At 27.8% G+C, this 17,503-nt stretch carries 9 protein-coding genes; 3 read left to right on the forward strand and 6 right to left on the reverse strand.

Annotated features, from left to right (window positions below; all coding sequences use genetic code 11):
• Positions 1-14 precede the first annotated feature (14 nt).
• A complete protein-coding gene (locus IPP08_08770; protein QQS65864.1) occupies positions 15-1,487 on the reverse strand; it encodes a phytoene desaturase in 1,473 nt (490 codons plus the stop codon).
• Between the two features lie 97 nt (positions 1,488-1,584).
• Positions 1,585-3,678 carry a S8 family serine peptidase gene (locus IPP08_08775; protein QQS65865.1) on the reverse strand — a complete coding sequence of 698 codons (2,094 nt, stop codon included), beginning with the start codon at positions 3,676-3,678 and terminating at the stop codon, positions 1,585-1,587.
• Positions 3,679-3,977: 299 nt separating this feature from the next.
• Between IPP08_08775 and IPP08_08780 the strand changes: the two genes are divergently transcribed.
• The 3 genes from IPP08_08780 (at position 3,978) to IPP08_08790 (ending at position 10,307) form a co-directional block, all read left to right on the forward strand.
• Positions 3,978-6,002: a 2-oxoisovalerate dehydrogenase gene (locus IPP08_08780; protein QQS67859.1), complete on the forward strand. Its 2,025-nt coding sequence runs from the start codon at positions 3,978-3,980 to the stop codon at positions 6,000-6,002.
• 185 nt (positions 6,003-6,187) lie between these two features.
• Positions 6,188-8,185 (forward strand): hypothetical protein, encoded by a 1,998-nt coding sequence (locus tag IPP08_08785; protein QQS65866.1) that lies wholly within the window; start codon positions 6,188-6,190, stop codon positions 8,183-8,185.
• Positions 8,186-8,240: 55 nt separating this feature from the next.
• The gene (locus IPP08_08790; GenBank protein ID QQS65867.1) at positions 8,241-10,307 is read left to right on the forward strand and encodes a hypothetical protein; all 2,067 of its coding nucleotides are present in this window, start codon (positions 8,241-8,243) and stop codon (positions 10,305-10,307) included.
• A 67-nt stretch (positions 10,308-10,374) separates the two neighbouring features.
• On the opposite strand, the gene IPP08_08795 is transcribed toward IPP08_08790, so the two are convergent.
• The 4 genes from IPP08_08795 to IPP08_08810 form a co-directional block, all read right to left on the reverse strand.
• Positions 10,375-11,112 carry a UDP-2,3-diacylglucosamine diphosphatase gene (locus tag IPP08_08795; protein QQS65868.1) on the reverse strand — a complete coding sequence of 246 codons (738 nt, stop codon included), beginning with the start codon at positions 11,110-11,112 and terminating at the stop codon, positions 10,375-10,377.
• A 52-nt stretch (positions 11,113-11,164) separates the two neighbouring features.
• Positions 11,165-12,382 (reverse strand): oligosaccharide flippase family protein, encoded by a 1,218-nt coding sequence (locus tag IPP08_08800; GenBank protein ID QQS65869.1) that lies wholly within the window; start codon positions 12,380-12,382, stop codon positions 11,165-11,167.
• A gap of 33 nt (positions 12,383-12,415) precedes the next feature.
• A complete protein-coding gene (locus IPP08_08805; protein ID QQS65870.1) occupies positions 12,416-13,381 on the reverse strand; it encodes a glycosyltransferase family 4 protein in 966 nt (321 codons plus the stop codon).
• Positions 13,382-13,528: 147 nt separating this feature from the next.
• Entirely contained in the window at positions 13,529-17,239 is a 3,711-nt protein-coding gene (locus IPP08_08810; protein ID QQS65871.1) for an ATP-binding cassette domain-containing protein, read from the reverse strand.
• Positions 17,240-17,503 lie beyond the last annotated feature (264 nt).

A 17,503-nucleotide genomic window follows, 5' to 3' on the forward strand; every position in this document is an offset into this window, starting at 1 on the left:
GGTGTTTTTTTATATTATTTTGATTTACCAATCAAGTTAGCAACTATTTTTGCACTTGATATAACTCCTGGCAAGCCAGCACCTGGGTGAGTTCCTGCACCTACAAAATATAGATTTGAAACATCTTCAGACTGATTATGTGGTCTCATCCAAGCTGATTGCATTAATGTTGGAGCAAATGAAAAAGCACTTCCCAAATTACTATTTAATACATTTTGGAAATAAAGTGGATCTATAGATTTTTCAGTTACTATATGCTTTGACAAATCTGGTAAATAATTATCTTCTAAATACTTAACAATCAAATCTCTATATTTTTTATTTTCAATTTCCCAATTTGTTTTAGAACCTAAATGTGGTACAGGCGATAAAACATAAAATGAATCACAATTTTCTGGAGCTAAAGAACTATCTGTAGCAGTTGGGCGATGTAAGTACAATGAAAAATCATCTCCTAAAATCTTCTTATTAAAAATATCATTTAATAATGTTTTATAACCTTTACCTAAAATGATTGAATGATGAGGAATATCATCATACTTTTTATCTGTTCCAAAATATAGAACAAATAAAGACATTGAATAATCCATTTTAGAAATTTTGGAATCTGTGTATTTTTTCCTAAATTTCTTATCAATCAAGTTTTTGTAAGTTATAGCAACATCTGCATTACTAACAACTGATTCACAATCCAAAACAGATTTGTTCTTCAAAGTGACTGATTTAGCTTTGTTTGTTTTTTCATCAATATTAATTTTTTCAACTTCACTATTTAGTAATAATTTACCACCAAGTTCCAAAAATAGTTTTTCAATAGATTTGATTACAGCTCCAGTTCCCCCCATTGCAAACCAAACACCCCATTGCTTTTCTAAAAATAAAATTAAAGTATAAATAGAAGTAGTATTGAATGGATTTCCCCCAACTAACAGTGGATGAAAACTAAAAACTCTTCTAAGTTTTTCGTTTTTTATATACTTGCTTACAATTTTATAAACACTTTTATCTGCTCTTAATTTAACTAAATTAGGTAATACTTTTAACATTGATTTCAATGTAAGAAAAGGCTTATCAATCAAACCAAATCCAGTTTTAAAAATTTCTTCAGTATCTTTAATGAAATCTTCAAAACCTTTAGAATCCAATGGGTTAAATTTACTGATTTCATTCTTCATCGACTCCAAATTAGAATTATAATTAAAGAATGAACCATCATTAAAATAAATTCTATAAAAAGGATTAACCTCAACAAATTTTAAATAATCAATTGGAGATTTTCCTGCTTCAGTAAATAATTCTTCAATTAACCATGGAGCAGTTATAACAGTTGGACCAGCATCAAAAGTATATCCATCTTGCTTAAAAACATAACCTCTACCACCAGTCATATCTAACTTTTCTATTAGAGTAACATCATGACCCAAATTTTGAAGCCTAACGGCTGCAAAAAGTCCGCCAAATCCTGATCCGATAACTATTATTTTCAAAATGATATTTAATTAATTCAACCAATTTTTATAGAATATGATATAACGGATTTTAATAAAATATTATTGCAAAACGTATAAAGTAGCAATCAATTTTCTAATTAGGTATGTAAACAATTTGCTTTACAAACTCTTGATTATTTAACACAAATTTTACAAAATACTTTCCAGCTGGAAAATCTGAAAAATTAATAAATGTTGAATTATATCCCAATGGTACAACACTGTTATTTAAAATTTCTTTAACTTTTTGTCCTAAGGAATTGAATAAATGTATACTACATAAATTTTGAGAATTTTGATTTTTAACATTATAAAATACAAAACAAGATTTGTTCGTTAAATTAGGTGAAATTTCAATCACTTCATTTTCAATTGAAGGAGATAGTTCCTCACATATAGAACTTTTTATATCATTCGAATTACTTGGTAAATTTTTAATATTTATAAAACTAGAAAATAATTCATCTAACTTATAAATAATCCTACTTTTGTTATTATTTATTAAATTTAAATTTGTAGAATTGATATTCAATTGGAAAGTATCATTACTAATTAATAGTGAATGAAATTTTTTTTTTGGTTCAATTGAATAATCAATATCCCATCTAAGTAAACCAGAAAAAGATCTACAAGTTGGCAACTTGATTGTGTCTGAAAAGTTAGTTTTCAAGTTCAATGTGAAACAATTATTATCTGAATTATCTGATGTCAAATAATTAGTCCAAAAAATTAATTTCTGATTTATTCTATCATCAAATAATTTTATTCTACCAACTAAAGGGAAATCTTTTGCAATATCTAAAAAAGTTTTTTCTATATCGACAATACCATATCCAATGGCAGTATCTGGTTTAGTAAAAGAACTAGAATTCCTAAACAAATATTTTTTAACTTCCCAAGGTCTTAAGTCTGGATTAGCAGAAAGTATCAAAGCAACTACACCAGTTATACAAGGGCTTGCATAGGAAGTACCATTTCCACAAGTTACTTCAAATTCCGAATAAGCAGCAGCACCACAATTCCCAACACCCATTGCTGCAACTTCTGGTTTTATCCTAGCCCACGAGCTATTACCACGACTAGAAAATCCAGCAACTTCACCTTTTTCATTTACAGCAGCAACTGCAATTGCACTATCAGCCTCACCTGGAACTGAAATGTATTTAAAAGTACTAAATTCATTCCCAGCTGCTACAACGCATATCATTCCAAGTCTAACTGCTTCATTTAATCCAATTGAGGCAAATGCTGTATGTCCAGTTAATTCATCATGATTATGATCATTTTCAGGATCATCAAAATTGGTATAACCTAAAGATGTATTTGTTACATCCACTCCTAAACTTTCTAACCATTCAAGACCAGCAACAAAATTATCTTCTTCAATATTTCTCTCATATCTAGAGTCTTCAGTTTTGGCTAATGCAAACATTGCTTTAGGTGCAATTCCTATTATATTTTTATCTGTGTTTAAACTAAACCCACCAATCATGCTTGTTACAGCTGTTCCATGTTTTTCAGAAGATGGTTGGTCTGGTTGATCAGATACAATGTTATCATTATAAACAAAATCATGTTCAGCAATAATGTTAATGTTTTTAAGAGCATTGTGTTGCCTAGGGTTGAAGCCTTCATCCAAAACTCCAATAAAAACTCCTTCACCTGCAATACCCAATTTGTGTGCAAAATCTACTTTTAGCATTTTGTTTTGTTTTTCACAAACTCCATAATTCTCATTCAAACAAAAAGGATCTGTAACAGTTGTATTATTATAAGTATTATTATACTTTTCTATATTTTCATTACTTGAAACTCTCTTTATTGTTTTAAGAGTTATATAATTATTAATAAATGGAAGTTGTTTAATTTTTTCAAATATTAATGAATCGCAATCTATTATAACACTATTAAACCACTTTGATGATTGTGCAATTTTAGCACCCAATTTTACTATTTCTTCTAAGTATGTGGATTTTAAAGGTAGGTCTTTTGTAGAAACAATAGAATCTTTTTGTAAAGTTTTAGATCTTCTTTTAAGGCAACGGTCTGTTAAATTTGATACTGCTATTTCATATAAAGAATCACCTTTTACTAAAATTTTATTTGGTATTCCTTTATCTTTCAAAAATAATCTGTAAAATCGGGTTTGATCTGTTTGAGCAAATAATTGATTTATAAAAAGTAACATATAAACAATTGTTATAACAATTATATTTTTAAAAAACATCTTGAAATACAGAAACATATTTTGGATAATTTTTGAGAATAAATTTTTAAATGAAATAATTTAAATTCAAAATAATAATTATAGTGATTATATTGAATTTATAAACACTAAATATAACTATAAATAAGATTATTCTTATTTTCGTGTCGAAAATAAATAGTTTACTCAACATTAATAATTTTTATAAAATGAGTTCTGTTAAACCTTCTCCAAATAAGAAGTTAAACCCAATTGCCAAAGATATTCAACATATTACACAAATGTTAAATAATAAATCTACAGATAGAATTGTTCCAAACGAAACATTAGTTGGATGGTACAAACTTATGCATCTTGGAAGAATTTTAGATGAAAAAGCTGCTAATTATCTGAAACAAGCTAAAGGATGGAGTTATCATGCACCGTGTGCAGGACATGAAGGGATTCAGCTTGCTTTAGGCTATGTATTCCGTCAGGGAAAGGATTATTTATTTCCATATTATAGAGATTTAATGACATCTTTAGCTGCAGGAATTACTCCTTTTGAAATTATTTTAAATGGATTATCAAAACAAGATGATGTTGCAGGTGCAGGAAGGCATATGAGTAATCACTTTGCTAAAGTTTCATTAAATATTCAAAATGTATCTTCTTGTACTGGTAATCATGCACCACATGCAACAGGTTTAGCTAAAGCAATTAAATATTATAAAAGTGATGCAATTAGTTTTTATTCTGGGGGTGAAAGTGCATGCGCTGAGGGTTATTTTTATGAAGCTGTTAATGGTGCTAATACAACTAAGTTACCTGTAGTTTTCGTTATACAAAATAATAAATATGGTATCTCAGTCCCTTTACATGAAGCATTTGCAAACTTAACTGTAAGTGAGCAATTTAAAGGAATGGAGAATTTAAAAATAATTAATTGTGATGGCACAGATGTTTTAGATTCGTATATGGCAATGATAGAAGCCATAGAGCACATTAAATCTGGAAATGGTCCAGCAATGGTTCATGCTCAATGTGTTAGAATTGGTGCTCATTCTAATTCTGATAGACATGAATTGTATAGAAGCCAAGAAGAATTAATTGAAGCTAAATCTCAAGATCCTTTATTGAAGTTAAAAAATTTAATTTTAAATGAAAATGTATTAACAATTGATGAATTAAATTTAATTGAATCTGACAATAAAATTGAGTTATTCGCACAAGCAGATAAAGCAGAATTAATGCCTGATCCAAAAGGAGAATCTTATCAGGAGTTTCTAAATCCAGATCCTTATTTGGCAATTGAAGATAGTACAAAGCCTTCTACTGAAATGACTCTTATTCAAGCATTAAATTCTACCCTAAAAGAAGAATTTCGTAACAACCCTAATACATTTATGTGGGGGCAAGACGTAGCTCATAAAGAAAAAGGTGGGATATTTAATGTTAGTAAAGGTATGCAACAAGAATTTGGTTATGATAGAGTTCACAACTCCCCTATTGCTGAAGATTATATTGTTGGAACTGCAAATGGTTTTTCAAGATTTAATGATGATCTAAGAATTGCAATTGAAGGGTCTGAATTTGCAGATTACTTTTGGCCTGCAATGGAGCAACTTGTTGAAATGGGTCATGAATATTGGAGGGGATGTGGCCAGTTTTCACCAAACGTAACTATCAGAATTGCCAGTGGTGGTTATATAACTGGAGGTATTTATCATTCGCAAACAATTGAGTCAACTTTAAATACATTACCAGGAATTAGAATTGTTTATCCGGCTTTTGCTGATGATGCTGCAGGATTGTTAAGAACTTGTATTCGATCCAAAGGACCAAGTGTATTTTTAGAACCTAAATTTCTATATAATCATCAATGGGCAAAAACAAATGTTCCATCAAATTTTGAAGTTCCATTCGGAGTAGGTAGATCAAGAAGAGAAGGAAAAGATATTGGGATTATTTGCTATGGGAATGCTGTCCATTTTGCTCTTCAAGCAGCGGAAAAATTATCTTTAGAAGGAATTCAAGCTGAAGTTTTTGATCTAAGATCTATTAAACCAATGGATGTTGAGGGGATTTGCAATGTTGTTAAAAAAACAAATAGAGTTATTGTTGCGCATGAAGACCATAAGATAGGTGGTTTAGGTGGAGAAATTACTTCAATAATTATGCAAAATTGTTTTAATGTACTTGATGCTCCAGTTCTTGTAGCTGCGAGTAAAAATACTCCAGTTGGATTTTCTCATATTTATGAGAAAGCAATTTTGATTAATTCTGAAGACATTTATAATACTGCAAAAGAAGTCTTTAATTTTTAGTAATTTCTTTGTTATTTTTTTTAAAGTCTTTACTAAGTTTTGGTAAAGACTTTTTTATTATTAAATTGATTGAAATTTAACTTATAATTCAATACTTGTACTTATTTTAAAAATAATATTTAACTGTAACGGGACTTTGTTAAAATTGATACGCAATTTAATTATATTTATTTCACAATTAATTAATGAAAATAAAATACTTGAGATTTCTATTTAAAATATTTTTTTATCTAAATGTTATTGTTTCAGTTAATGTTTGTTATTCACAAAATAATATTATATTAAAACTGAGGCAACCACCACCTAATAAATTGGAAGTTGCTGATTTGTGGCAGGTCACTTTAACTAATACAGGTAAAACAGAAAATATTTATTTACATGGAACTGCTTTTCATTTAAATAAAAATATTCAAATTGTAGATGCTCAATCAACTATTATTTCTTTAGATAAAGGTATCAAATTTTTAAATGGAAATGAAGTTCAACCTATAAAATTAAACTCTGTTGTAGATTCTTATAAGGCTGCTTTATTAAGAACAGGTTTACTTCCAAGTGGTTCTTATAGAATATGTATTGATGTTATTAGGTCTAGCGACAACCAAAAAATTGCATCTGATTGTATAACTCAAACAATTGCAAATTTATCTCCACCTAAATTAATTTTTCCATTAAACAATTCAACAACTAGATTAGAAAACCCAATTTTTAGTTGGTTGCCTCCTGTTCCAATACCAATTGGATTAGAAATAACATATACAATTATTATTAAAGAAATTCTTGGAAGACAATCCGATATAGATGCAATGAATTCAAATCCTGCATGGTTTATTGAAAATGATTTGATGTCTAATTCTTTTCAATTCCCTTTAACAGAGAGGAAATTTATTAATGGGAAACAATATTCTTGGAAAGTAATTGCTTACAATGGAAAAGTTTTAATTGGTGAAAGCGAGGTATGGTTGTTAAAATATGAAATGAATAAACTTCCAGATAAATTCTTAGAAAATGATGGGAAAGAAGTTGTAATTAATAATGGTAAAGATTCTTTAAATAAAAAAACTAATAACAATGGTAAAGAAGGAAATAATATTAATAAATTCCAAAACACATTAGACATACAAAATGAATGGGATAAATCTTTAGATGAAAAGAAATTTAATGGAAGATTAAAATATTCAGATTTAAATGAGAATTTTTATCAAAAAAATAGACTAAATGATTTACTATCTAAGCCATCAACTTTGCCAAATGTAATAGGCGTTAGCACAATTTTTGGTTGGGATATTAAACCTAATAGTAAAAATAAATATGGTGGTGGTGTTCGTTTATTTTTTGGAAGTGATTGGTTTCCTTATGGCTGTGAAGAAGTTTTAGGTGTTGTTATAGAACAAGATCAGTTCAAGGAACCACTAGATAATAAATTAACTGATTGGTCTGGAAAACCAATCTGGAGATCTGGTTTGTCTGAAGGTAAACCGAACCTGAAATCTTTTGGACTATCAATTAAAAATGATAGTAATCTTGTTTTACTTGAAGAAATTTCAAGGAAAGTTTATGTCAGTAGTCATATCCCTGAGTATGATACAACTTCTAAACTTTGGTACTGCGACATACAAATTGATCTTGGAGAAATTAATTATTCAAACATTAGATTAAGCTTAGTAAGATATAGACCTAATGCAACTGAACTAAATAAATTATCTCAATTAGAAAATATTGAATTGGTAAAGCTCACAAACGCCCAATCAATTGCTATGTGTTTAAAACCTGACAACTCTGCCTTAATTATGACTAGTGGTTTTGATAAGAAATTTTCTTTAATAAATAACAAAATTATTACTAATGTTCAGTTCATTTCTATTGAACAAAAATCAAGTTCTGATATTAATTGGAAGGCATATTCAAATGTAAATACCTATTTACAATCTACATCAATTTCCAAATCAATCCCAGAATCTTTGATTAATAATCTAAATTTACAATTACCCAATGACTTGAAAATTGTTTCACAATTTGTAAAAAAATATAGACTTGTAATTTCAAACAATGTTATTATCGAAGACAAAAATTTCAATGATAAACTTGCAAAATCAATTTTAGAAGAAAAGAATCTACTTTTAAACAATAAAAAACTAAAAGGTGCTAGCATTAAGGAATTATATGAAGATCAAATTGAATTATAAATATAAGCTTTTTACAATTTTCTTTTTATTAACTAACTTAGTTTTTATAAGCAAATTGATTTCACAAAACTCAAATCAGACTTTCAACAAAAGTGCTGCACCTATTTTATTTTCTGGTAATGCAACATTAACAGGTCAATATTCAAATAGAGATTTAAGTAGTTTATTTTCCCCACAAAAATTTTGGCAGTTAGATTTAAATCCTACTTTAACTGTATATGGAGTTCCTTTATCATTGAGTGTTTTATTGTCCTCTCAGCAAACTGATATAAGGCAAAATATTAATTCTGGAGCTGTTAGCGTTAATGTAAATACTTTTCAAATGCAACAGGATGTTCAAAAACAGTTCATTATTCAACTTCAATCTATTCAAGAACTTAGAGCTTTATCCAGACAAATGAGCTTTGAAGCTTTGAGGGATTCTTTGATGAGAGATAATCCAAACAGACTTCCTGACTTAGCAAGAATGAGGGAGTTAGATAAAATTGACTTATATAGGAATCTAAATCAATTGGAAAAAACAATGGGTTTTGATGCATTAAGAGATTCTTTAGAAAAAAATGCACCTGAAAAATTAGCAGATCTGGCTTCATTAATTAAAAATCCTAACAAAATTGATAACTTAGAAAACTTACAAAATGGTACTCCTCCTCAAACATTGGATGATGCAAAAAAAATGGGATTGACACAGTCCTCTCAAGATTTTTTTACCAGTTTCCCAACTTTTAGTGTGGGTGCGGTTTATCCATCATACTCACCTTTAACTGTCTCTGGAGTTGCCTTAGCAGGCGGGAATGTAGAGTATAACCCAGGTGATTTTTATATGGCTATAACAGGTGGAAAGGCTTTAAAAGAAGTTCCTGCTGGAGTTGTTCTAGATACTTCAATAAAAAATGGCACAATTCCTCAATCTTCTGGAATATCTTCTTCCTTGGATCGTGAGTTATATATGGCTCGAATTGGTTATGGAAAAAAAGAAGGTGGACATTTTATTTTATCTGCAATAAGAGCTCATGATAATCAATTACCTTCGAATTTAAGAGATAGCTTAGTTAGTATTTCTTTGGATTCAACTATTGCAAATTCATTAAATCCCAAAGATAATTATATGTTAGATTTAGATGCTTGTATTAATATTATTCCAGATATTTTAAGATTCAATGGTCAAGCAACTGGAAGCCTTTTAACTCAAAATGCAATTGCACCGACCTTTAATGATGAAAATAATAATCTTAAACTTTTAAATGGAATAATTAAATTAAATTCTACAAGTAATCTTGATTTTGGAATTTCGTCAAATGCAATTTTCACCTCTAAAAAAACTGGATCTGAAGCTTTAGTTGAGTTAAAATATATAGGTCCAGGGTTTTATTCATTAGGTAGTCCTAATACTAGAAACGATTTGTTTAGTTATGAAGCAAAAGCCAGGCAAAATTTAATGGATGATAAAATGACTATTGGTTTGAATTTCAAAAACGAGTCAGATAATTTGTTAAATTTAAAAGCTGTATCTACATCAACAAATTCTTATGGTGCTGAAGTTAATTATTCATTAGGAGAATTAGTTAGGTTGACAGCAAATTTTTTATATAATCAACAAAAAAATGATAACACATTTGATACTATAAAAGTAAATAATCGAAACACTATAATTAACTTTAATGCAAGTACATTTTATCACTTAGGAGGTGGAGTTTTAGGTATTACAAATGTTACTATGATGAAAAATAATACTTTATCAATAGATTCATCTGGATTGAATGATAATTTAACATTTATGCTTAACCAATCAATTAGTTTTCCTTTTCAATTAGCTGCAACAACCAATTTTAATATATCAAGATCTAGCTTTGGATTTCAACCAGAACAAGAATCAATTAGTGCTGATTTTTTTATAACCCACAAAGTTTTTAAGATATGGACAAATTCATTTGGGGCTAACTATTCAAAAAGAAATTTAATTGATTCAAAAACTGGATTATACTTTACTACTAATGTATTAATTAACACTTGGGGTAATTTTAATTTAAAAATTGATAAGAATTTATTTCAAGATGATGTCAACCAATCTAGAAATTTTGATGAAATAACTGTTAGAAGTTCTTTCTCTGTTATTTGGTAAAACAATATTTTTAATTACTCGATATATTGGATTATGTTTAAAACAAGTAAATTCCTATAATCAACTTTTACATAAATTTTTCAAGTTTAAATCCATTTTCATCAAGTACTAAATAAGACCTTTCACTTATCCATTCACCTAGATTAATGTAATTTCCATACCCAATTTTTTTGTTCAAAGATTTATGATTGTGCCCCATAATTACAAAGTCATATCCTTCTTTTATGATTTTATTTGTGGCAAAATATAACAATCCATCTGACTCAGATTTTGAGTTGATAGAATAATCTTTTAAATTAGTATGCCCTCTACTACGCCTTGAAAGATATGATGCAAAGCCTATTCCTATATCTGGATGAATAAATCTATACAATGAATTCATTAATCTAGATCTTAACAATTTTTTTAATATTAAATAACCTTTATCATTAAATGCTTTTCCATCTCCATGTGAAATATAAATTTTTTTTTCATACAATTCTACTGTAATATCATCATAATGTAATTTGATACCTAACTCATTTTCAAAATAATTTTTATGACCAAAATCATGATTTCCAATTACATATTCAACCTCGACTCCAGAATCAACAACCATTGCCAATGTGCCCAAAATCCTAGTAAAATGCTTAGGAATAACATGATTATATTCAAACCAATAGTCAAATAAATCCCCAACAATAAAAAGTTTTTCAGCTTTATCTATAACTATTTTTTTTAAAAACAAAGTTACATATTCTTCACTTTTCTTTATTTGTTTTTTAGATCCAAGACCTAAATGAACATCTGAAAAAAAATATATCATAATTTAAATTAAAAATTAAAATTTCTAAAACTTTTCAAATTATAAAATTACACTAACTGTAAACTATCTTTACGAACTTCATTCTAGCATATAACATCATAAACAATTCACTTATAACAACACTTATCGATACACCTAGAAGCCCATAATTACTCGCTCCTAATGAAATTAGTGCAATTGAAATCAAACCTGATACAACAGATACTTTAAGATATTCATCACCTTTGTTAATAGCAACTAAGCTTAAAGAATAAAATGAGTTAATTAGAGTTGTACTAACAAATAATGTTAGAATAGCTAAAGTTGTTGAAGCATTTAAATAATCTTTGTTAAAAACAATCCTCATTATAATTTCAGAAATTGGAATAACAATTATGGGTATTAGAACTGAAATACCGACCACAATTTTTAATGATTTGCTAAGTAAAATTTTTGCTTTTGAAATATCTTTAGACCATACTTCTGAAATTCTTGGAATAAATATTTGAGCAAAAATTCTATCAATCACTAACAATAAAAATATGATTTTACTTGCTGCTCCAAACAAACCTGCTGATTCTTTTGTTACATAAATTCCCAATACTATTGGAGGAAACAATTGAATACCTTGAGCAAACATCCCCCCAATCCCAATAGGAATAGAGTTCCTAAGAATTAATTTTAATTTGTTAAGGGTAATTTTAAAATTTATTTTACTATTATTTGTTGAAAAATAAACTAAACATAATATTATAGCTCCACTAAGTAATGCTATAAAATATATTAATGGAACTTCTTTAATTTGTGTTATATTTTTAATTCTAAAAACTAAAAAACAATATAGTATTGAAGTTATAACTCTTGAAATTATTAATATAGTTACTTTCCGATTTGCTAAATAAACCCATTCAATTAGAATCATAAAAGGGAAAACACAAAATAAATAATTCAAAGTAACTTCCCTAACAATTTGGTCTTTAACAAACACGTTTATTAGTAAAAGAGAAATTAATAAAAATATAACAGTAGATATTAGCTTAGCAACTAAAACTTCTTGCAGAGTGCATAAACGTTTATCATACAACTTTGATAGTTCCCTTAATGATAACATAGAAATTCCTAAATCTGAAAATAACACAACGTAACTTAGAACAGATAAGCCTATTGTAATTATTCCAAATCCTGAGGTTCCTAGTATTGTTGCTAAATGCCTAGTTGCCAGAAAACCTAATCCTCTGCAAATTACTTCTCCTAAAAATAAAGTAATTGTATCGTTTGATAATTTTCTCAATAAATAAGAATAATTTTAAATATCAATTAATCACTATTTGATTAAATCAATAATTAAGTTTGTAAATTCAACTTCTCTTCTTTCATATTCAAAAAATTCTATTATTCTATTTCTACCATTTTTTGAATTTTTAGTATTCATACAAATCTTGATTGCTTCAACAAAACCAACAATATCCTCTGAATCAATTATTTTTCCAGTATCACCAATTGCAAATGGGATTCCACAAACGTTCGAGCCAATTGGAATTGCTCCACATAACATAGCCTCGCAGATTGAGCCTGGAAGACCTTCAAATCGTGATGGTTGTAAATAAATTTTTGCTTTTTGATAATACTCAAGTAATTCATTCCTTGGTAATCGAGGCTCAATCTGAACATTCTTTGGAAATTCACCACATATACTTTCCAAAAGTTTCCTTGATGTGCCAACAATTATAAATTTATATTCTGGTAAAAGTATTGCAATCTCTTTTATCAAATCTAAACCTTTCATTAGAACTCTTGGTATATTTTCACAACCAGCAACTGTAACAATCGAATCTTCTTTATTCTCTCTATACTCCCAAAAATTTATCTTCTGACCAGTTCTTAATAATTTAATTTTATCTAATTTCAGAGAACTAGCATTTTCAATTTTTTCTTTTAAACTCATATCAACAGTTAAAATTACATCTGATTTTTTCAAAGCATATTTCAAAAAAAAATGTTTATACCATTTTAACCATACACCATAATTAATTGATTCTAAATTAGCACAATCAATTCCCCCTAAAATTATTACAGATTTTTTTCTCGCAAGTTTACATCCTAACACCATAAAAAAAGAATAAACAGAACAAAACCAGGAAATTGAAACATCATTTTTTAAGCTCAAATAAAAGTAATTTAATACACCTTTAAGCCCAGCCCCATAAAAAGTTGTAAGGTTGAATGACTTATTAAGAATTTGCTTATCATCTTCAATAAATGAAGCTTTCATAGTACTTAATAAGAGCACTTTTATATTTTTATTATTTCCATCCAAAATAAATTCATTCTAATATGTTTAATAAAATACGTAATTATATTTTTTATTTAGTAACTTAAAACTAGATGTTAATATATTATTTTGTAATAACAAATTAAATTGAAGATTAAAATTTTATTAATTTAGATCTGATTTAATTGATGAAAGAATTTTTGATTTACCATCATTCATTTCAATTATCATTTCACAATCAACAACACTATTTAATCTATGGGCTATTATTAATACAGTTATTTTGTCAAATTCTTTTTGGATAGTTTCTTGAATTAATGAATCAGTTTTTACATCAACACTAGCTGTTGCTTCATCTAAAACAATTATCTTAGCATTTGTTAATATTGCTCTAGCTAAGCATAATAACTGCCTTTGACCTTGTGAATAATTTCCACCATTCTCATATACAATAGCATTTAGCCCCCCATTATCAATAATAGTTTCTTTCATTTGTACTCTTTTTAAAGATTCTATTATCTCGAAATCTGTAAACTGATTGAACCGGTCTAAGTTAGTTCTTATAGTACCAATAAATAACAATGGATCTTGTGGAATTATTGCAATATTAGGTCTTAGAATAGCTAAAGGTATTTGAGCAATATTTACTTCATCAATTAATACTTCTCCTTTTTCAATTTCAAAGAATCTAAACAAAGTTTGAAATAATGTAGTTTTACCTGAACCTGTTCTCCCTATTATTCCAACTTTAATACCTCCTGGAATAATGAAATTGACATTATTTAGAACTAAAGGTAAATCATCTCTATATCTTGCAAAAACGTTTTTAAATTCTATTTTACCTTCATTGAAAAGGATTAAATTTTCAGTATTTTCAATTCCTTTTGTAGTCGATTTTTCTGGTTCAATTCTTGAATAATGGTTAAGTCTTTCCACACCAGTCATTCTCATTTCTACTTCACTAAAAGATCTTACAGCCCAGTTCAAACTTCCCCAAAAATTTAATGCATACATAACAATCATTCCAGCTATACCTACTTTCATATTTCCATTGTATGCCAAAATAGATGCACTAACCCCAGTTGTTAAAGTAATAACACCAGCAATTAAAGGAGCTCTGGCAGAAAACCACCTATTAACCATAATACTTCTCCAATATTGTCTTTGATAAAATGACAATAAATCAATAAATTTCTTTGTAAATTCTTGTTCACGACCATACGAACGAATCACTGTTAAGCCAGTTATTGTTTCTTTAAAATGTGCAAATCTTGGAGACCTAGATATAGACTCAATTCGTTTTGCTTCTCTGGCAACTTCTCGATAATTTTTTTGTATTTTATAATACCAAATAAATGTTGGAATTACAAATACTAAAACAATAGGACTAACAAATATTATTAAGAATAATGAACCTAATGTAGATGTTAAAGATCTGATTGTACTTTCAAAATTCCAACTAAGTTCTTCATCTACACCCTGTACATCTCTCGAAAATCTATTTAGAATCCTACCCATTGGAGTTGAATCAAAGAACCTAATTGGTGCATTTAATACGGCTTTAAGAGTCTTATTATGAATATCTCTTCCTGCAATAGTTGCTCTAAGCATCCAAATTAATCTTTCAAAATAATTTGCAATTAAAATTACAAAACCTAAACAACCAAAAATAATTACAGCATTAATTGGAACTAAAAACCATTTATAAACTTCATTTAATTTATATATTTTTATATTATCACTCCACCAAGCTAACCAACTCGATTGCATAATTGGAAGTAATGTAACCAACAAACTACTCAATACCAACATTAAATAAATATATTTCCTTTTGCTTTTATTTTCTCCTCCTAGTGCTTTTATGTAAGATTTAAAAACTTCAAACTTAACAGATCCAGTTTCTTTTTCTTCATCATCTGTAATTCTTGTATTTGAATCTTCATTTTTATAAGAAACATCCAATTCTAAATCCTGATTTAAAGTTTCAATATTATGATTGTAATTAGATTGTTCATCATAAAATTCTTTAAACTTAATTGAATTATTCAACAAATCATCGTATTTCCCAACTGCATCGATTACACCATTATTTAAGAAAATTATTTTATCAAATTTATTCAAATAAGACAACCTATGAGTAACTATAATTCTTGTTATAGTATTCCATCTACCAAAAATTAACTGATCAATTAGATGAGTTTCAGTACTAATATCAACAGCTGACAAAGGGTCATCTAATAATACTAATCCAGGCATTTTAACAATTGCTCTTGCCAAAGACAACCTTTGTTTTTGACCTCCAGATAAATTAACACCTCTTTCTCCAATTTCTGTTTCTAATCCTGATTTCATATTTGATATATCATTTATCAATGCTGAATCATTTAGAATACTTATCATTTGGTCATCATTTAAATAGCTATTAGAACCTTCGAACATTATATTTTCTCTCACTGTTGAATTCATAATAAAAGCTTCCTGAGGGACGTAACTGATTCTAGGTTTTTCATTTAATGGTAAATCTAAAAATGAAATTGTACCATCTGTAAAATCAGTTTCTCCAAGTAAACTTAATAATAATGAACTTTTACCAGATCCAACTGAACCTATAATAGCAACCGATTCACCACTTAATATCTCAAAGGAAATATTTTTTAATGCAAAATTTTCTGTTCCTGGATATTGTAAATTTAAATCTTTGACTCTAACCCCAAATGACTTATTTACTGATGATTCAGGTAACTTATTTTCAACATTCTCATTTAAATTAAAATAATTATGAAGTCTGATTGATGCAATTTTTGAATGAGAAACATTTTTTATAAAATGAGAAATATTTCCAAAAGGTTGTTCTAATAATCCAAACAACATAATGCAAGGAAATATTATTTCAGCAGTAAGATTTCCACCTAATAGAACAAAAGTACTGAAACCAAAAAAGCTAACTAAAGTTGAGCTCATTACAAACAATAAAGTTGAAAGAGCATCAGTTTTTACTAAAGTGATAAATGCATTAATTTCTTTTTCTCTTATAGCACTTACTTCTTTTAATATACTTTTTTCCCAAGCAAAATATTTTATGACTCTTATACCAGTTAAAATTTGTGCCATTAATGTAATTCTCTCATCCCTACTTTTCCACATTTGGTTATCTGTTTTAGAAAAACGTTTTGCAGCAAGCTTTGCAAGAGGACTAAATATAACTAATACTAAAAGCGAAGCAAAAGCTGACATCCCTAAAATTGAAAAAAGAAGTATAACAACTCCAATTGTCAACATCAAAGAGTGCAATAATTCTGGTAAAAAAAATGCAACTTCTGCAACTCCATCACAATCACTTGCCATATGATTAACAATATCACCAGTCTGAGTTTTCATTTTAGCAGAATTCTTTAACTTCAAGGTATGTTTAAACAACCTCAAGCTCAATCCATTCGAAATTCTAGCATAAATTTTTAAGCTGAAAAAGTAAAAATGCTGAGTTATTATGCCTTCACTAGAACTCACTATTGCTAAAATAACAGCAGTACCTATAGCAGTATATAAAGTTGTAATATCATTATTTAAATTCTTTAAATTAAGTATTAAACTTCTTAACAGAAGGCTTCCACTCAATGCTAGTACTAACCTTATAACTTCTATTAATAAAGTATATTTCGCTGATTTGCCTGAAGCAAAAAAACAAGCAATAATAAATTTATAAGGTTTTGATACATCCAATTTTGAGAATGATTTTTCAACATCAATTGGGTCAAGATCAGGTTCTAATTCTGGAATATCATTCTCATTAACAGATCTTTTTTTCCCTATTTTCATAAGAGGATCTATTGATGAGAATAATATTTTATCTAATAAAAGTTTTATATATTTAATCATATTGATAACTTATAATTTCATTGATTTATATTAATAAAAAAGCCTAAACAGATTTGTTTAGGCTTATTATAATTTAGATTTAATAATTAATATTTTAATCTACTTTAGTATGCCTAATCTTTTTAAACACTAAAACATAACAGCAAGAAGTTATGAAGTAAGCACAATTTGATATTGTTTGGTATGTTGATAAAGTTAAAACCATTTTTTATTAAAATCTTTTTTTAATAATATCTAAAATTTTGTTTAAATTACTTATACGTT

Source organism: Chlorobiota bacterium, from assembly GCA_016700335.1.
GTDB lineage: Bacteria > Bacteroidota > Ignavibacteria > OLB7 > OLB7.

Bases quoted from the DNA above. Each gene is read 5' to 3' on its own strand.
- IPP08_08810 (QQS65871.1), bottom strand. From the start codon at position 17,239: ATGATTAAATATATAAAACTTTTATTAGATAAAATATTATTCTCATCA.
- IPP08_08775 (QQS65865.1), bottom strand. From the start codon at position 3,678: ATGTTACTTTTTATAAATCAATTATTTGCTCAAACAGATCAAACCCGA.
- IPP08_08785 (QQS65866.1), top strand. From the start codon at position 6,188: ATGAAAATAAAATACTTGAGATTTCTATTTAAAATATTTTTTTATCTA.
- IPP08_08795 (QQS65868.1), bottom strand. From the start codon at position 11,112: ATGATATATTTTTTTTCAGATGTTCATTTAGGTCTTGGATCTAAAAAA.
- IPP08_08780 (QQS67859.1), top strand. From the start codon at position 3,978: ATGTTAAATAATAAATCTACAGATAGAATTGTTCCAAACGAAACATTA.